Annotated in this window: 15 protein-coding genes and 2 tRNA genes; 14 read left to right on the top strand and 3 right to left on the bottom strand. The window is 38.5% G+C overall.

Going from position 1 to position 19,103, the window contains the following annotated elements:
- Window positions 1-488 precede the first annotated feature (488 nt).
- The 5 genes from C1A06_RS11035 (at window position 489) to C1A06_RS11015 (ending at window position 6,535) form a co-directional block, all read left to right on the top strand.
- A complete protein-coding gene (locus tag C1A06_RS11035; protein ID WP_101690310.1) occupies window positions 489-2,531 on the top strand; it encodes an LptF/LptG family permease in 2,043 nt (680 codons plus the stop codon).
- A 12-nt stretch (window positions 2,532-2,543) separates the two neighbouring features.
- Complete coding sequence (locus C1A06_RS11030; RefSeq protein WP_101690309.1) at window positions 2,544-3,755, top strand: bifunctional 3,4-dihydroxy-2-butanone-4-phosphate synthase/GTP cyclohydrolase II; 1,212 nt, start codon at window positions 2,544-2,546, stop codon at window positions 3,753-3,755.
- 19 nt (window positions 3,756-3,774) lie between these two features.
- Entirely contained in the window at window positions 3,775-4,509 is a 735-nt protein-coding gene (locus tag C1A06_RS11025) for a Bax inhibitor-1/YccA family protein (protein ID WP_101690308.1), read from the top strand.
- Window positions 4,510-4,629: 120 nt separating this feature from the next.
- Window positions 4,630-5,823 (top strand): pyridoxal phosphate-dependent aminotransferase, encoded by a 1,194-nt coding sequence (locus tag C1A06_RS11020; RefSeq protein ID WP_101690307.1) that lies wholly within the window; start codon window positions 4,630-4,632, stop codon window positions 5,821-5,823.
- A 4-nt stretch (window positions 5,824-5,827) separates the two neighbouring features.
- On the top strand, window positions 5,828-6,535 hold the full coding sequence (locus C1A06_RS11015) for a Dph6-related ATP pyrophosphatase (RefSeq protein WP_101690306.1): 708 nt from the start codon (window positions 5,828-5,830) through the stop codon (window positions 6,533-6,535).
- Here the strand turns inward: C1A06_RS11015 and C1A06_RS11010 are convergent.
- On the bottom strand, window positions 6,530-7,909 hold the full coding sequence (locus tag C1A06_RS11010; protein ID WP_101690305.1) for a methyltransferase RsmF C-terminal domain-like protein: 1,380 nt from the start codon (window positions 7,907-7,909) through the stop codon (window positions 6,530-6,532). The two genes, C1A06_RS11015 and C1A06_RS11010, sit on opposite strands and share 6 nt — an antisense overlap.
- A gap of 65 nt (window positions 7,910-7,974) precedes the next feature.
- Here C1A06_RS11010 and C1A06_RS11005 point away from each other — a divergent pair, with 65 nt between their 5' ends.
- From C1A06_RS11005 to C1A06_RS10995, 3 genes are all read left to right on the top strand, one after another.
- Complete coding sequence (locus C1A06_RS11005; protein WP_101690304.1) at window positions 7,975-8,679, top strand: SAM-dependent methyltransferase; 705 nt, start codon at window positions 7,975-7,977, stop codon at window positions 8,677-8,679.
- 9 nt (window positions 8,680-8,688) lie between these two features.
- Window positions 8,689-9,150: a hypothetical protein gene (locus C1A06_RS11000; protein ID WP_101690303.1), complete on the top strand. Its 462-nt coding sequence runs from the start codon at window positions 8,689-8,691 to the stop codon at window positions 9,148-9,150.
- Window positions 9,151-9,220: 70 nt separating this feature from the next.
- On the top strand, window positions 9,221-9,802 hold the full coding sequence (locus C1A06_RS10995; protein ID WP_101690302.1) for a hypothetical protein: 582 nt from the start codon (window positions 9,221-9,223) through the stop codon (window positions 9,800-9,802).
- Window positions 9,803-9,865: 63 nt separating this feature from the next.
- Here C1A06_RS10995 and C1A06_RS10990 read toward each other — a convergent pair whose 3' ends face one another.
- Window positions 9,866-11,485 carry an ABC-F family ATP-binding cassette domain-containing protein gene (locus tag C1A06_RS10990; protein WP_101690301.1) on the bottom strand — a complete coding sequence of 540 codons (1,620 nt, stop codon included), beginning with the start codon at window positions 11,483-11,485 and terminating at the stop codon, window positions 9,866-9,868.
- A 50-nt stretch (window positions 11,486-11,535) separates the two neighbouring features.
- Complete coding sequence (locus tag C1A06_RS10985) at window positions 11,536-12,987, bottom strand: PDZ domain-containing protein (protein WP_101690300.1); 1,452 nt, start codon at window positions 12,985-12,987, stop codon at window positions 11,536-11,538.
- 297 nt (window positions 12,988-13,284) lie between these two features.
- Here C1A06_RS10985 and C1A06_RS10980 point away from each other — a divergent pair, with 297 nt between their 5' ends.
- From C1A06_RS10980 to C1A06_RS10955, 6 genes are all read left to right on the top strand, one after another.
- Window positions 13,285-13,884: a riboflavin synthase gene (locus C1A06_RS10980; RefSeq protein ID WP_101690299.1), complete on the top strand. Its 600-nt coding sequence runs from the start codon at window positions 13,285-13,287 to the stop codon at window positions 13,882-13,884.
- Entirely contained in the window at window positions 13,884-14,438 is a 555-nt protein-coding gene (locus tag C1A06_RS10975; RefSeq protein ID WP_101690298.1) for a nitroreductase family protein, read from the top strand. The genes C1A06_RS10980 and C1A06_RS10975 overlap by 1 nt, the downstream gene beginning before the upstream one ends.
- Window positions 14,439-14,454: 16 nt before the next feature.
- Window positions 14,455-15,063, top strand: coding sequence for a DUF2238 domain-containing protein (locus C1A06_RS10970; RefSeq protein WP_101690297.1), 609 nt, complete (start codon window positions 14,455-14,457; stop codon window positions 15,061-15,063).
- Window positions 15,064-15,210: 147 nt separating this feature from the next.
- Window positions 15,211-15,287, top strand: a tRNA-Asp gene (locus tag C1A06_RS10965).
- Window positions 15,288-15,315: 28 nt separating this feature from the next.
- Window positions 15,316-15,392, top strand: a tRNA-Asp gene (locus tag C1A06_RS10960).
- 669 nt (window positions 15,393-16,061) lie between these two features.
- Complete coding sequence (locus C1A06_RS10955) at window positions 16,062-19,103, top strand: SusC/RagA family TonB-linked outer membrane protein (protein WP_101690321.1); 3,042 nt, start codon at window positions 16,062-16,064, stop codon at window positions 19,101-19,103.

Here is a 19,103-nt window from a genome sequence, read left to right as displayed (position 1 = left end):
TGAGAGCCAAGGCATCCACCATGTGCCCTTATCTACTTTTTTTATTCTTTTCGTCACTTAACCCGAAAGTCAAGCAACTCGATTGCTCTACTTATACTTTATGTTATCATCATGTCAATGAACGCTTTCATTTGCTAAACCGGCCAGCGCTCTGGCGTTGCTGTCAGGGCTTTCCCGTTTAGCGGATGCAAAGATACGAACTTTTTATTCCCCTCCAAACTTTCATTGCACTTTTTTTGAAGAATATTAATCCAAAACAAAACAAGCAACTAAAAAACAACACATTACAACATCAAAAAAAATCAAACTTTTTTAGAGAAAACCAACCTCAAAGCAGAACATGCCCATTTCATCTAAGAAATCAAACAAAAACAAAGAGCCGATAAAACACATCTAATCCATAAAATTCAATAATTCACATGACATATATATCTAGGGATAGTTCTTTTTCGTATTTTTGTAGCGTTTCTATAGAATTTAAAACGTAAATGTTCCATATAAAACGACTTTATAGATTTATACTCGAAGCATTTGTACCGATATTCTCCATGACTTTCGGAATATGCTTATTTATAGTATTGATGCAATTCCTCTGGAAGTATGTCGAAGACATGGTAGGAAAAGGGCTTGATACCGTAGTCTTAGGAGAACTGTTCTTCTATTCTGCGCTCTACCTCATCCCCATGGCATTACCTCTAGCCATCTTGTTAGGATCATTAATGACTTTCGGCAATATGGGCGAACGCTTGGAATTGTTAGCCATCAAAGCATCCGGAGTGTCGCTACTGAAAGCCATGAGTCCACTTATCATATTGGTATCCATTATCTCTATAGGAGCTTTCTTTTTCCAAAACGAAGCTATGCCCCGCATTGCAGTCAAACAGAAAACGCTATTAACATCCATCAAACAGAAGTCTCCTGAACTGGACATACCAGAAGGGTCATTCTATAATGGGATTGAGAACTATAGTATATACGTAAAGAAAAAGAACAAAGAAACCCGAATGCTTTATGATGTAATGATATATAACACAGCAGAGGGATTCAATGATATGATGGTTTTCGTCTGCGATTCGGCTAAGATGAGTGTTGCCGAAACAAAAGACTTTCTTCTTCTCAACTTATACAGCGGACAACGCTTCTCTAGCTTTCGCGAAGCTGATATAGACAACAGCAACACCTACAAATCTAGAAGCAATCAATTTGTTCCATATAGCCGCGAAAATTTCAAGCAAAAAAATATAATTATCAAGTTCGACACCAACTTCAATCGCCTAGACGAATCATCTATGGAGGGATCTGGTATCGCCATGAATCTGAGCAAACTTCATTTTTCGAGAGATTCGGTACAGAACTTACTAGATAGTATGAATGTTGTCGATCGAAAAACGATGAAGCATTCATATCTGAGACACTTTACAACTCAGGATACAGCCTCAGCACAAGTGAATAAGACTCAAAAAGAGATTGCAAAACTAGATTTTGATTCACTGCTTAACTCATTACCTCGAACAACCACTCTTTCTGTTTTCGAAAGAGCCTCGAGTGGAGAAGAGAATAATGCCAGCGCATTTCTTATCCAGTCATATACTAAAAATACATATCAGCAACAAGTCCGGCACTATAAACTTCTAGCACATCAGAAGTTCACTCTGTCATTCGCTTGCTTGATATTCTTCTTTATCGGTGCTCCCCTCGGTGCAATCATCCGAAAAGGAGGACTGGGAATGCCCGTTATTATTTCTGTAATTCTATTCATTATATATTATATACTGGATACAATGGGCATAAAAATGGCTCGCGATGGAATATGGCTGATCCCAATAGGAATGTGGTTCAGTTCTATGGTTCTATTTCCTTTGGGAGTATTCCTTACCTACAAAGCTATGAACGATTCAGCATTATTCAATGTAGAAGCATACAACAAATACTTCTATAAGATATTGCGCATCAAACCGGCATTGAAGGTTTCTATAGAAGAAAAGAATCATATCCTTCAGCAGATACCAACAGTTGCTCAACTTGGAGCAGATCCTGATCTGATAGAAAGAATGAATAAAATGGATATAGATAAGCTAAAAGAAGCCGTACTGACTAAAGCTACTGATGAACAAGAGCAAAAAGCCAGATTACTAGCCTTAGCTATATTGAAAGATAAAGGAGCGAGTCTGGATCAGATGATTGAACAGCAAGACAGATCTGTCAAAGAATCGAAGGCTGGTTTGTTTAACTCTAGTGCCCTATGGACTGGAATTGCGTATATTGTAGCATTAATTTGCATCATTATCGGACAAAAAACAAAAGCCGACACATTAGTTTATATTGCAGGAATTGCGTATTTTGTAATGTTCCTACGAACACTGACATATTATACAAATTTTTACAACGCATCGCACCCAAAGAAAAAAAAATCATATCACACCATTGTTGTAGTCTTGGCATTCTTTTTGTTCCCAATAATGTACTTTTTCATAAAGAAGCAAATGGAGAAAGACATCAACAGAACCGAGCCTATTATAGTATCGGAATAAACCTATAAAGAAATGGATATTAAGCTAAATTCAATAGAAGAAGCTATTGACGAAATCAAGAAAGGCAACTTTGTTATAGTTGTAGATGACGAAGACCGTGAAAACGAAGGAGACCTGGTTATTGCAGCTGAAATGATGACAGCCGAAAAGGTAAACTTCATGGAAAAATACGCCCGTGGATTAATCTGCGTACCAATAACTCCCGAACGTTGCGAAGAGTTGGATCTGCCAATGATGGTTACGAATAACACATCTACGCACGCAACACCTTTCACTGTTTCTGTCGATTTGCTGACTAATGGTTGCACGACCGGAATATCTGCTCATGACAGAGCTGCCACAATTGTAGCTTTTGCAAATAAAGACACCAAACCTGAAGACTTTGGCCGTCCTGGACACGTATTTCCACTACGAGCTCGCGAAAAAGGAGTATTAAGCCGCATAGGACACACCGAAGCGTCTGTAGATCTAGCTCGTTTGGCTGGATTATATCCTGCAGCATCACTTATAGAGATAAAAAAAGAAGATGGCGAAATGGCCCGTTTGCCCGAATTGATGGTTTTCGCAAAAGAACACGATCTCAAAATCATATCAATAGCCGACCTTGTTAAATATCGACTCGAAAGAGAATCATTGATCGAAAAAGGCACTGAGGTAAAAATGCCTACAGCATATGGCGAATTCCACCTCATCCCTTTCCGCCAAAAATCGAACGGTCTGGAACACATTGCTCTTATTAAAGGAGAATGGAAAAAAGATGAACCAATCCTTGTTCGTGTACACTCGTCTTGTGCAACAGGCGACATATTTGGTTCGATGCGTTGCGAATGTGGCGAACAGCTTCACAAAGCAATGGAAATGGTACAACAAGAAGGTAAAGGAGCTATCATCTACTTGAACCAAGAAGGCCGAGGAATTGGTCTGATGGCAAAGATGGAAGCTTACAAACTCCAAGAGAACGGATACGATACGGTAGAAGCAAATCTTCATTTAGGTTATCGCGCCGATGAGCGTGATTATGGCGTAGGAGCTTCAATCCTACGAGAATTGAACATCAACAAGATGCGTCTGATGACAAATAACCCTATCAAACGTATAGGTTTGGAATCTTTCGGATTGGAAGTTGTAGAAAACGTTCCGATCGAAGTTACTCCAAACAAATACAACTCGTTCTATATGAAAACGAAGAAAGATCGTATGGGACACAATTTACACAATACATAAACATTTAAACTCTTAAAATATGGAATTAGAAAGAAGAGAAGGTTACACACAACAATCGGTACAAACGCCTATTGATGCAGCTGTAGGAACAACAGCATATCGCACGCTATTCAGAAATGTATATTTGTGGATGACACTGGCAATGGTCATAACAGCTGCAACAGCGTATACAGTAGCTGTAACACCTGCACTATTGAACATTGTATTTAGCAACAAAATATTCTTTTACGTTGTATTATTTGCGCCACTCGCACTAGTGTGGTATTTATCTGCCAGAATAAACAAAATATCATTTGCTACTGCAACCTCGCTATTTATAGTATATTCTATACTTGTAGGGCTAACATTATCGGTTATATTTTTAGCTTATACCGGAGCATCGATTGCAATGGTATTCGGAATTACAGCCGGAACCTTCGGCACAATGGCACTGATAGGGACTTTCACAAAAGTAGATCTATCTAAACTGGGAGGCATCCTAATGATGGCATTGGTTGGTTTGATCATTGCTTCAGTAGTAAACATCTTTTGGGCGAATGACACATTATACTGGATCGTATCTTATGCTGGAGTATTAATATTTGTAGGCTTAACTGCATATGATGCTCAAAAAATCAAACGTCAGTTACAAGCACACGGATATGAAATCAACGACACAACACAAAAGATTGCTCTGATGGGAGCTCTTAGCCTATATCTTGATTTCTTGAATATGTTCTTATTCTTACTTCGCATTTTTGGCGACAGAAGATAATATCTGAAAACCTGATAAATTTACGATAGCAAAACGAAGCGGCTTCCGCATTGTTTTGCTATCTTTGTTTAGTACAGAAGCGATCTTATTAAATCTTATAACTTATAAAAATTTAACGCTATGCTAAAAATCTCTGACCGTATAGCCAATCTTGCCGAATCGGAAACGCTGGCTATGTCGCAGAAAAGTAACGAGCTAAAAGCTCAGGGAGTTGATGTTATCAATCTAAGTGTCGGCGAACCCGATTTCTTTACACCAACACACGTGAAAGAAGCAGCAAAAAAGGCTATTGATGACAACTTCTCATTCTATACACCCGTTGCCGGATACCTTTCATTACGCAAGGCCATCTGCGAAAAGTTGAAAAATGAAAACGGTCTCGATTTTAAGCCATCACAAATCACTTGTTCCAATGGAGCAAAGCAATCGGTATGTAATGCAGTATTATGTACAGTCAATGCCGGAGACGAAGTGATCATCCCTACTCCATCGTGGGTTAGTTATGTAGAAATGGTAAAACTAGCCGAAGGTATACCCGTGGCGGTTGATGCAGGAATCGGACAAGATTTCAAAATTACACCGGCTCAACTTGAAGCAACTATTACTCCAAAGACAAAAGCAATCATGCTTTGTTCACCTTCTAATCCAAGTGGAAGCATATATACTAAAGAAGAGCTGAAAGGCTTAGCTGATGTTTTAGCTAAATATCCAAATATATTTATCATCTCGGACGAAATATACGAACACATCAACTATGTTGGTAAACACGAAAGTATTGCCCAGTTTGAAAATGTACGCGACCGCGTGATTATCATCAACGGAGTATCTAAGGCATATGCTATGACCGGTTACCGTCTAGGATGGATGGCTGCTCCACAATGGATAACAGACGCTTGTAACAAATTGCAAGGTCAGTATACATCTGCACCTTCATCTATCGCTCAGAAAGCGGCAGAAGCTGCATATACTGGTCCGCAAGAATGTCTTGAAGAAATGCGTCAGGCATTCGAGCGTCGTCGCGACTTGACAGTAAAATTAGCATCAGAAATACCTGGATTCAAAGTAAACAACCCGGGCGGAGCATTCTACCTTTTCCCTGAGTGTACTTCTTACTACGGAAAATCATATAATGGACGTACAATAAACAACTCGGGAGACTTGGCAATGTTCTTACTGGAAGAAGGGCACGTGGCAAGTGTTGGAGGTGCTGCTTTCGGAAGCCCTGAAACGATTCGTTTCTCGTATGCTACTTCGGATGAAAATATCATCGAAGCATTCCGCCGAATCAAAGAAACATTGGCTAAACTAAAATAATACAATGGCTAGAAAAAAAGCTGTATTCAACTGGAGCGGAGGCAAAGACTCCGCTCTTGCTTTATATAAAGTACTACAAAACGATGAATACGAAGTTGTATCTTTACTGACGACTATCAATAAAAACTCGGGAACATCATCAATGCATGCCATTCCTGACGATCTACTTCAAGCGCAAGCCGATAGCATTGGATTGCCACTCTATCGAGTAATGTTACCCGAAAAAGACATCAGTGGATATAATGATGCGATGATACAATCAACCGAACACTTCAAAACTTTCGGCGTGAATCACTTTATCTTCGGAGATATCTATCTGCATGATGTTCGTTCATACAGAGAAAAACAGCTAAATCCACACGGCATAGAAGTTGTAGAACCTCTTTGGGATAAAACATCTGAGGAAATAATAGAAGATTTCCTTGATTCGGGTATAAAGACTAAGATAATAGTTACTCAGGCCGAAAAACTGGACGAGACTTTTACTGGACGAGACCTTGATCGTTCCTTTATCGCATCACTTCCCCAAGGAATTGATGTCTGCGGTGAAAATGGGGAATATCACACCTTCGTTTATAATACTCCGTATTTTAAGAACGAAATCAAATTTTCACTAGATGTCCCCCGAAAGGAACATTATGATTTCGTGATGGACGACGGCGAAAAGAGACGTTACTATTATTGGCAATGCCACCTAAAATCGGAATTATAAAACTCTGACCTCAGATTCTGGAATATTAGCCGATCTTATTCGCCACTCTTGCGGATAAAGGTTATTGGCACGATTACCAATATTCTTTACGAATCCCAAAGCTACACCTTTATATATAAGGAGTACATAACCTTTGCTTATCTCGGGCGGCAACTGCAAAGGTTCACGGCGAAGATAAGCTATTGCTGTAGGCCAGTCAATATCTAGAGTTTCGAATGCCGATTGATTCAACTCGTTAGATAGAGCCAATGCTTGGGACGGGATAAAATCCTTTCCTTTAGTCTCTCCTACAAAGATGCCTGCCGACAAGACATTCAACTCTACAGTCAGCAAATTCATATCTTCCGACAAGTGCTTCGGATAAGCCGACCAGCTATCTCCTTTGGCTACGAAATTATAAGCTTCCGAATTTTGAATATAGGATTTGTAGTTTTTAGACAGATCTAGCTTTCTGTTCTGCTTCTTATCTTTTTTGGGTTTCAGTGGACGAATATCATCTTCATCTTTACGCAACACGGCTAAAAAGAAGCCTTCCCCACGAGTACGATGCGGCATAAAACGATATACTGGATTATCATATTTCAAAGCCCCTTGAATCTGCCAATCGGCAGAAATATCGACCGATAAGACTTCTGCACCAAGCGTCTCTTGAATCCATTGCACATTTTCTTCGTCTTCCTCTAGATTGTATGTACAGGTGCTGTATATCAACAACCCTCCGGGCTTCAGACTATTCCATACATCGGCAACGATTCGCTGTTGACGCTGCGTACAAATCTTCACATTATCTACCGACCATTCATTAATAGCACCTGCATCTTTACGAAACATTCCTTCGCCCGAACATGGTGCATCTACCAATATCGCATCAAAGAAATGATTCAATTTGCCGAAATCAGCAGGATCGTTATTCGTTACGACTACATTCGATCGCCCCCACTTAGCCATATTCTCGGCCAAGATATTCGCACGAGAACGAATTACTTCGTTTGTAACAAGTAAACTGTCATCATCCAAAAGATCGGCTACTGTAGTAGACTTACCTCCAGGTGCAGCACAAAGATCAAGTACGCGCACGCCTTCCTCCAGATATTGAGACAAAGCACGAGCAACAAACATCGAAGATGCCTCTTGCACATAATAGCATCCGGCATGAAACAACGGATCGAAAGTGAATTGCGGACGTTCTGCCAAATAATATGCATTATCGCACCAAGGAACACGGTCCGTCAAAGGGATATCAAAGCCTTTCGCTTTAACACAATTCAGCCTGATACTCACGGGCGAATCGGACAACAAAGCTTGTTCGAAGTTACTCCACTCGTCCCCGATAATAGGACGCATACGATCGATAAAGTCAGAAGGTAGATTCATATCTGCATATTTTAGCGCAAAAATACCTATTTTTGTACAAATTATTCATCTAAATAAGAAGCTATATGCAAGCGTCTGTATTTTTAATTCCCGTTACATTAGGAGAAACAAGTATCGAACGAGTATTACCATCATATAACAAGGAGGTAATATTAGAAATAAAACATTTTATCGTCGAGAACGTGCGCTCTGCAAGACGCTTCTTGAAGAAAGTTGAATCTTCGATCAATATTGACGACTTGACTTTTTACGAGTTGAATAAACATACCGATATGAATCAGATAGAGAAATATCTGACTCCGATAGAGAAAGGCGAAAGCGTAGGTATTATTTCAGAATCGGGTTGTCCTGCAATTGCCGATCCGGGCAAAGATATTGTAGCGATAGCTCAACGCAAAGGTTATACAGTAGTTCCTCTGATTGGTCCGTCATCTATTCTGCTTTCGTTGATGGCATCTGGATTCAACGGGCAGAACTTCGCATTCAACGGATACTTACCGATTGATGCTTCGGAGCGTTCTCGAAAAATCAAACAAATGGAGCAACGTATCGCTCACGAAAATCAGACACAGATTTTCATTGAAACTCCATATCGGAACAATAAACTAGTCGAAGAATTAGTTTCAGCTTGTTCACCTACAACAAAGCTTTGTATTGCGATGAATATTACTTGCGAAGATGAATCGATAAAAACCAAGACTATCAAAGAGTGGAAAAAAGCAATCCCCGATATGGCAAAGCAGTTTTGCATTTTCTTGCTTTATAAATAATCACTCATTATGAAAAAACAAAATTACGCTGAAGAGGCTCAATATTTGGCTAAAGCAGTTGATATAGCAATTTTTATATTTGAGAACTATGCTCCTGAATCATGGAGTAATGCAGACATTCAACATTTGAAAGATTTCTATTTAGAAACAAAAAATAGAATTATTAATCCTGAGCCACAATATAAAAATATCGCTAGTTTAAAATATTTAAATGAAGATATTTTTACACCATTTCAAGAAGGACATGGTAATTATGTAAATTTATTTTGGAAAGAAATTAAAGAAGCGGGATTACCATTTATTAGAGTAAATAAGATGGAAAAAATTCTTAAGCGAAAAAAAATAAATAATCAACAGGAATACGATTATGTAATAGATACAATTGTACCCTTCCAACAAGAAGGGATTATCTCAGAAGAAGATGTTAAAAATCTGAATAAATATATCGAAATCTTCGAAACAAAAAATTGAGGATTAAAATAGGATATTTATCTTACATTTATCCAAATACCTAGACCTCACAATAAAGACTTAAATACTTATGAAAACACAAAAACAATTATTTAGTTATTTAATATTGATTCTTTTGTGTATAGCATGTTCTACTCAAAAAACCTCTGAAATATCATATATATCTGAAGATGCTGTGCATACAAACATCATTGTAAAAGGAAGAGGTTACATTGGTGTAATATTCCCCGTGGATTACAATGATATGCCTTTTCGTTATAACTGGATAACAGACATAAAGGAACAAACAACTTTGACTTTGTCCGACATAAATTCAGCTGAAAAAATATTAAGAAAAGGCATTAAAGAAATAAGCAAAAATGCTTATTACCCCGATCATCCAATAATTCACGAAAAACTTTCTAAGTATATAAGGCAATATTTCGGATATATAAATTCGAATGGTGATAAGATTGTCTTCATCAACTGTTTTTGGCCTAACGAGAGCCGATTTGCCAGATTTATCAATAGAACATTTTACAACGAGCAGGAAGATGAAAGCTGGAAAACAGAATACTATCATATCCTTGATGGAGGCACCTATTACTGGAAAGTAAAAGTTAACCTCACAAAAGAGATTTTATTCGACTTCGGAACGAATGGAACTGCATAATATTTATAAGAATAAAGGGCAACACCACGTGTCACCCTTTACTTATTCTAACTAATCAGTAGATTATTTATACATCTTCTCGCGAAGTGCTTTGATATCATCCGAAGTTATATAATCATCGTAGCTCATGATTTTATCTATCGTTCCGTTTGGAGTCAATTCGATTACACGATTACAAACCGTATTGATAAATTCGTGGTCATGCGAAGACATCAAAACATTTCCTTTGAATTGAGTCAATGTATTATTGAATGCCTGAATAGATTCCAAGTCCAAGTGGTTTGTCGGTGAATCAAGTACGTAGCAGTTTGCACTTTTCAACATCATACGAGCAATCATACAGCGCATCTTTTCACCCCCTGAAAGCACTTTCGAGCTTTTAAGAACTTCTTCTCCAGAGAACAACATACGACCAAGGAAACCTTTAATATAAATTTCGCTCGTATCGTCCGAGAACTGAGACAACCAATCGATAAGATTGATATCATCTTTGAAGAAATCACTATTATCAAGTGGCAGATAAGCAGTTGTTATTGTTTGTCCCCAACTGAATGTTCCGGCATCTGCTTTTTCAAGATCATTGATTATCTCGAAGAAAGCTGTCATTGCACGAGGATCTTTCGACAAGAATACAATCTTATCGTCTTTTTCTACATTGAAGCTTACATTCTTGAATAAGGTTGTACCTTCGATTGATGCAGCAAGGTCGTTAACCTCAAGTATCTTGTTCCCCGGCTCGCGATCAGGCGAGAAAATAATTCCCGGATAGCGACGTGAAGATGGTTTAATTTCTTCGATATTAAGTTTCTCCAACATCTTCTTACGACTAGTCGTTTGTTTCGACTTAGCAACGTTAGCACTGAATCGACGAATAAACTCTTCAAGTTCTTTCTTCTTCTCCTCAGCTTTCTTATTCTGATTTTGTTGTTGACGAAGTGCCAATTGGCTCGATTCGTACCAGAAACTGTAGTTACCTGCAAACATCGATACTTTACCGAAGTCGATATCTACAGTGTGTGTACATACCGAGTCAAGGAAGTGACGGTCGTGGGAAACAACCAATACCGTTGTATTTTCGCAGTTGTTAGCCAAGTAGTTCTCAAGCCACATAACTGTATCGATATCCAAGTCGTTGGTAGGCTCATCCAGAAGCAAGTTGTCTGGATTACCAAACAATGCACGAGCAAGCAGGATTCTTACCTTTTGCTTACCACTCATATCGCCCATCATTTGATAATGATAATCTTCCGATATACCTAGTCCGCTCAATAAGTTTGCAGCATCACTTTCGGCATTCCAACCTTCAAGTTCAGCAAACTTTTCTTCCAATTCCGAAGCACGGATTCCGTCTTCGTCGCTGAAATCTTCTTTTGCATAAAGAGCATCTTTTTCTTCTTTGATCGCCCAAAGAACAGAGTGCCCTTGCAATACAGTATCCATTACGGTTTGAGCATCAAAAGCAAAGTGGTCTTGCGACAAGACTGATAAGCGCTCTCCATGTCCTTGTGAGAAACCGCCTTGTGTAGCATCTTTCTCGCCACTAAGAATTTTCAAGAAAGTTGATTTTCCTGCACCATTTGCTCCGATAATTCCATAGCAATTACCATTCAAGAATTTCAAGTTTACTTCTTGAAACAACACTCTTTTACCAAACTGAATACCTAAATTTGAAACTGTAATCATAATTTTACCTCACAAAAAAGGAGTTTAGCACTCCTTTCTTCTATCTAATTTTATTGTTTATCTATTGTTCTTAATATAACCGACTGCTTAACCTCAGGAGTGACACTGAAAAGTCGGTTCTGCATACCATCCCATGTCTCGATGGTTAACGTACCACCATTACGTGAATTAATATAAGGCTCGAAGTTGTATAGATACGAGAAGTGTGCCTGATAAACTTTTTTAGAAAAAGCTTTCGCTATTTCCGAATAGTATGGTTTATTCCAGAACATACAATCTTCATATCCTTCCGAGTTTGTAAAACGAGTCGACTCGTCTCTGTATTTTTTTGTATCTGCTACAAATAGCTGGTAACCTTTTGTTAATGTTTCTTTTGTATGTGCAAATTCTATACCATTGATTCGGCGAATTACATGTCCAGCACGGATTCCTGCACGATAGGCCGGCGAATTAGGAATTACATCCGAAACTGTGGTCAGGTTATCTGCATCGAAATACATCCCTGTATAATTATATTTGTTGAAGCGTACTTGATATGCACTTTCTTTTTTTGTTGTAGTATAAGGGAATTGCATCAACATCAAAGGTGTATGTATACGAACATATTCGTCCAGTTCCATCTTATCTCCCAGATAATCTTTGATCGAACAATCCCAAATTTGAGTTATACGCGTCGAGTCGATGTATTTACGATCGTAAAAGCTGAAACCATATTCTACAACGAACTGGCTTTTAGCTTCAATATCTTTTCTTGCATGATCGAAAATAGGCAATGAAACCATTTTCTGTTTCTCGACATCAAATCTCTTCAAACGAGATTCGGTTCCTTCAAGCGATTCCAATCCGGTAAAGCGTGCATTCGGATAATAATAGTAATATGTTTGAATCAGCATATCGGGGTCTTTCGTATCGCGTTTTAAACCTTTAGCCTCAAGCTCGGAAGCTAGAAGATTTGCAATATAACCATCTATTGGCGGCAGATTGGTATTATCTCCCTGATAAAAATCGAATGTGTGGTAATCAGTGAAATTAACATCCTTAGTAGGAGTAACACTTATTGGAAGTGTAAATGTTCGGTTATGAGTATTCTCAAGGCTATACAACGAAAACAGCGAAGATAACTGTTGTTCGCTCAACGAATTCACAGCAATGCATCTACGCATTAAGGGATATTCTTTAAAATAAGCTCCCATATTACGAATCGTAAAAGTAACCTCGGGACGTAATCCATCAAACAGCCAGCTGGCAATAGTCTGGTTATCGCGGAGATATGTGGCTTTCCCGTTAATCTCCATGATGATATCACCTATTTTAATTCCTGCCTGTTCGGCGGGCGAGTTTGCTTCAACGTCGGTTATCACCAATTCGCCAAACCCCCAATTCTGATTTTTACTAATCTCGAAAGTGATTCCGTAATAGCATTGTTTCTCTGAAAATTGCGCAAAAGCAGTTGTTATCGATAACGCAATAATAGATAATAAAAGGAATATTCTTTTTGTCATACAATCAAGCCTTCAAAAATTTCGAGCCACAAAGATAATTGTTTTACAGCAAAATAGAGAATAAAGACCACTCTTTTCCTAATACTTTATCTTTATAAGAGATTATATAGTAGTCAATAAACAATAAACAGTTACAGAAATGTGCCACTTTTGGAAAATGATGTAAATGTGTATACAAGTGTTACTTTTTAACAAAATACGAATTGATAATCAACGACTAGACTTTTTCATTTAAAATCATGGCATATTTTATGTAAATTTGTATTTCGAAATAAACCACTAAAAAATAGACGTATTATGTTTTCAGGAATAGTAGAAGAAGCAGCTCCGGTAGTTGCATTGCGTAAAGAAGCAGAAAATCTGCACATAACAATGAAATGCTCGTTCACCAACGAACTAAAAATAGATCAGAGCGTTGCTCATAATGGTGTTTGCCTGACAGTGGTAGATATCAAAGATGACACATATACCGTAACGGCTATAAAGGAAACACTAGAGCGTTCAAATCTTGGGCTATTAGAGATTGGCAGCAAGGTTAATCTTGAAAGAAGTATGATTATGAATGGTCGCCTTGACGGACATATTGTACAAGGCCATGTCGACCAGACTGCCATTTGCACAGACGTTCAGGAAGCTGACGGAAGCTGGTACTATACATTCGAATACGAGTTTGACCGTGAAATGGCGAAAAAAGGATACCTGACAGTAGATAAAGGATCGGTAACAGTAAATGGTGTGAGCCTGACAGTTGTGACACCTACAAACAACTCGTTCCGTGTAGCTATCATTCCTTACACTCATGATTTTACAAACTTCCATCAAATAGAAAAAGGATCGGTTGTAAATATAGAATTCGATATAATCGGCAAATATATTAGCCGTATAACTCAATTATAATGAACGCTAAAGACTTTTACGAACTGGTAAATCGTCGACAAAGTACTCGCGCTTTCGATACCGAGCGCAATGTCGACCGAGAAATCATCAATCGTATTCTCGAGGCTGCGCGCATGGCTCCATCAGCTTGCAATGCGCAGCCTTGGCATTTTATCGTTATAGACGAACCCGAATTGAAAAATCAGGTAGCCGATGCTGCTTCAGCCAAACTACTTGGCATGAATCATTTTACGAAACAAGCACCGGTTCATATCATAGTAGTAGAGGAAAAAGTCAACTTATCATCTGGCATCGGTGGCTTAATCAAAGATAAACACTTCGCATTTCTGGATATTGGCATTGCAGCTACACATATTTGCCTGGCAGCCGAAGCTGAAGGACTCGGCAGCTGCATCATGGGTTGGTTTGCAGAGAAGAAAATCAAGAAGCTACTGAATGTTCCTGACAATAGACGAATCGTTTTGGATATAGTTATCGGATACCCAGCTCAACCACTTCGTTCGAAGAAACGCAAAACTAGCGAAGAGGTAATTTCATACAATACATATAAATAGCAAACCCACTCGTCCAATGAAGAACACAAAGTACTGGTTAGCATTATTGATATTTGCCGTAGTTGCCATTTGGTCAGGGATCGACTCATACGAACCAACCCTATGGCTACTCGAAGCTGGACTCTGTCTAGTCGGTGTTCTTGTACTCGTTGCAACATTCAAGCGATTCAAATTCACTGACATTACTTATTTCTTCATATTGGTCGAATGTATTGTTTTACTTGTAGGTGCTCATTATTCATATGCGCGTGTTCCATTGTTCGATTGGATTAGCGAAATCTTCGATTGGCAAAGAAATAACTACGACAAAGTAGGCCATTTCTGCCAAGGCTTTGTTCCCGCATTCATCTCTCGCGAGATACTGGTCAGACTCAAAGTGATCAATGGCCGAGGCTGGCTGAATTTCGTTGTTGTATGCATTTCGCTTGCCATTAGTGCCTTTTATGAGCTTATCGAATGGTGGGGAGCACTATTAGTAGAACGCTCAGCCGAAGATTTTCTCGGTATGCAAGGATACATATGGGATACTCAGTCGGATATGCTTTGCGCTATGATAGGCGCTATCTGCATGTTGATTTTCTTCTCGAAAATGCAAGATAAGCAGATTGATCGGCTAAGTCGCTAAAAACGAGTATTCTCAGATGACTGATTTTAAGCTTGCTACAAGAAAAATAAGTAAGCACGCAAAAAACACAGCCAATTTGTTTGTATTTCAGAATAAAGTTTCTATTTTTGCAACGCATTTCAGAGGAAGTGCGTACTCCAGAAAAACGGTGTGGTAGTTCAGTTGGTTAGAATACCTGCCTGTCACGCAGGGGGTCGCGGGTTCGAGTCCCGTCCATACCGCCAATTTTCATAGGAGTCAAACAAAAAGTTTGGTGTGGTAGTTCAGTTGGTTAGAATACCTGCCTGTCACGCAGGGGGTCGCGGGTTCGAGTCCCGTCCATACCGCCAAAGCCTGATAATCGTTAGATTGTCAGGCTTACTTTTTTATTACTGCTTATATACTCCTATTAATACCCGAAAACAATCATCTTCTTACCTCCACAAATACACAATTAAGTATCCCGATCAAAAATAAGGAATAGCAAATCCAAAGATAAAAATTGATCTACATCATAAAAGCTAATTACACTTATCATCCGTATCAAACTTTATCAGTATATAAAAGCTGGCAGCAATTTTCAGCTATAAAAAAACCAAGATGCAGTCTTAAACAAACACCAAAAACCCTTCATAAGCACACAGAAAGCACACATGACCGATTTAACACCCGCATTTGAACATTTTATGATCAGGGCTAGACATGTATTCTCTTAATTTTGCGTCAGAGAAAATCACAATAATATCAAAAGAAAAGCAAATAAATCTAAACCAAAACATACCAAGAATAGTTCTAACAAGGAGAATTCAAGAAAGTCACAATTACAAGTAATAAACCAATATGATGCACTTATCATATTCTAAATTCAAATTGATACCAGAATTAAGATAAAACAAGTATAAAATATACAGAAGCACTTAAGCAAGAACGCAAGTATGTCATCACTTCGCGTTAACAACAATAAACACATGAGAGAATAAATGATCCTTAAAATTAAGTTTTATATAACAAATGAGAAAATGAGAAAATATCTATTTCTACTATTCTTGATGCTGACAACAACTGTGTCGGCGCAAAACTCAATAACCCTGACAGGTCAGGTTATTGATGATTTAAAAGAGCCTCTTATTGGTGTCTCAGTTTCTGTAAAAGGAACTACCAATGGAACCTCTACAGATCTAGACGGGAACTTCGTTTTAAATAATGTTCCGTCGAACAGTACAATCGTAGTATCTATGATTGGTTTCGATCAACAAGAAATTGCTCTAAAAGGACAAACAGAGCTAAATGTTATACTTAAAGAAAAAGCTACAACTCTTGACGACGTAGTAGTAATCGGCTATGGAGTAGTTAAGAAAAGTGACCTTACTAGCTCTATCACGACTGTGAAAGGAGAAAAACTACAAGACATGTCAGCTGGTAACGCACTTAATGCACTACAAGGTAAGGCAAATGGTGTACAGATTACTTCTGCCGGAGGCCCTGGCGATGTACCTCGTATTATCATCCGCGGTGTTACTACTCAAAATGGATCTGACCCTCTATACGTAGTAGATGGTGTTCCACTACCCGAAGGCAGCAACATCAACTACATCAACCAACACGACATCGAAAGCATGGAGATATTGAAAGATGCATCTGCTGCTGCAATCTATGGTACTCGTGGATCGAATGGCGTTGTTTTAATCTCAACTAAAAAAGGGAAAGTTGGGAAGCCAACATTTCAGTTCAGCTCGTCTGTAGGCTTTCAAACAATGAAAAAACCAAATATTGCAGGAGCAGAAGTTTATGAAAAAGTATTCAAAACAAGATTTGAAAATGATGGTTCAAGTTGGGAAAATGCGTGGGGAACAAAAACTGGTAATGGGTTGAAAAACTCTGATGGTACAGATTGGTGGGATAAAACTGTCAATGACTATGCCCTTCAACACAACTACAACTTTGGCTTCCAAGGGGGCTCGGAGCAAATCGTATATAGCGGTAGCGTTGGTTATTTCCGCCAAGAATCACAATTCGATGCTGGATATTGGCAGCGCTTGACAGGTAGATTTAATACTGAATACAAGTTCAGCCCTGTCGTAAAATTTGGAATGGATTTCAACCCCGCCTACGAAAATTGGGAAGACACACCCAACTTGTTCGGTGCAGCAATGAAAATGGATCCTACAACTCCCGTATATCGTTCTAAGGATGAATGGTCTACTACAAATTCTTACAACAATTATGAACGTTCATATCACAACCTTGAGCACAACCCAGTAGCAACTGCAGCACGCCAAAATGCATACACAAACAAATATGCATTAGGAATGAATCCATATGTAAATATTGAACCTCTGAAAGGCTTGATTTTCCGCACTCAATTCGGAGTAAATGTTTCAAACGAAATTTACAATAAATTTACCCCAATATTTTTCATTCATGATCTCGAAAAGAATGATAAAGCATCCGCTGAAAGGAAATCAACTACTAGAGTAAACTGGGCTTGGACCAATACAGTAAACTACATGAAGACTTTCGACGAAAAGCATAACATTAACCTGATGGGAGGTTATACTATGGAGAAAGATGCAATTTACTGGAACAGATCGGAGACGACAGACATTGCTAGCAATCACCCAGATCTACAATATCCAAATGCAGGCTCTACCAGAATTGCAGCGGAAGGAACAGATGAGTTCTATACTCTTATATCATACATTGGACGTGTAATGTATAATTTCGATTCACGCTATTACTTAACAGCAACTATGCGTGCGGATGGTTCTTCCCGCTTCCCAGCAGGAAATAAATATGCATATTTCCCATCCGTTTCAGGAGCATGGAATATCACAAACGAACCTTTTATGAGCGATCAAAATGCATTCGACAATTTAAAGCTTCGCTTAGGATGGGGACGTGTAGGTAACCAAAACATCGAAAAAGGCGCGTATTTGAATCTTATTGACAATATTTATTACACATTAGGAGGAGATCGCGTAACTGGAACAGCACCTAGTAGAATTGGAAACAAGAATCTAAAATGGGAAGTAGTAGAAGACTATAACCTAGGTATAGATATGTCTTTCTTGAATAATCGCCTAGAAGTAACAGCTGATGTGTTCAGCAAAAAATCTCACGATATGCTAGTAAATAGTCCAAACCTTAACGTTTCTGGTTATCCTAGCTGGGATGCAATGATGTGGACAAACGTAGGAAGCATGCAAGCTCGTGGATGGGAACTTTCTTTCAACTGGAGAGATGCTATTCAAGATTTCAGATATGAAGTTGGATTAAACCTTTCGAGCGTTAAAAATAAAGCAATCAAATTCAATGACGGAGTTATAGCATGGAGTGGAAACTTCTACAACAACTCAATTATTAAAAATGATGCAGGAAAAGAAATTAGCCAATTCTATGGATACATAGCTGATGGTATTTTTCAGAATGAAGCAGAACTAGATGCACACTCTAAAGACGGGAAACGCATCCAAGAATCGGCAGAACCTGGCGACATCCGTTTTAAAGACTTAAATGGAGATGGCAAATTAGATGAAAACGATAAAAAATATATCGGAGCAGCATTCCCTGATCTAATGATAGGCTTGAATCTTAGAGCATTCTACAAAGATTTCGACTTAACTGCCAACTTCTATGGAACTATAGGTAATGATATCTATAATTCAGCTAAAGCAGGATTTTATTCTGGAGAGAATGGTCAAAATGTTTATGCTGATGCATTCAACAAAGCATGGAATGGAGAAGGTACATCTAATAAATATCCACGTTTAACGGTAGCCGATGTAAATCAAAACTACAGAACAGTTTCTTCATTTTTTGTTGAAGATGGATCATATTTCCGATGTAAGTTGCTTCAACTAGGATACACTCTACCTAAACACATTACCAAACAAGTTGGAGTTCGTGTTTCTGTATCTGCTCAAAATTTATTTACAATTACAAACTATTCAGGAATGGATCCTGAGAGAGCATCTATGGGTAGCGCTCTTGAATCAGGTATTGACAACATAGGATATCCTAATCCTCGCACATTCCTGCTAGGAGTTAATGTTAATTTCTAA

Origin of the sequence: Dysgonomonas massiliensis, assembly GCF_900240225.1 — a bacterium.
Taxonomy (GTDB): domain Bacteria; phylum Bacteroidota; class Bacteroidia; order Bacteroidales; family Dysgonomonadaceae; genus Dysgonomonas; species Dysgonomonas massiliensis.
The sequence above is the reverse complement of the archived record's forward strand: the minus strand, read 5'-3'. Positions and strand labels throughout refer to the sequence as shown.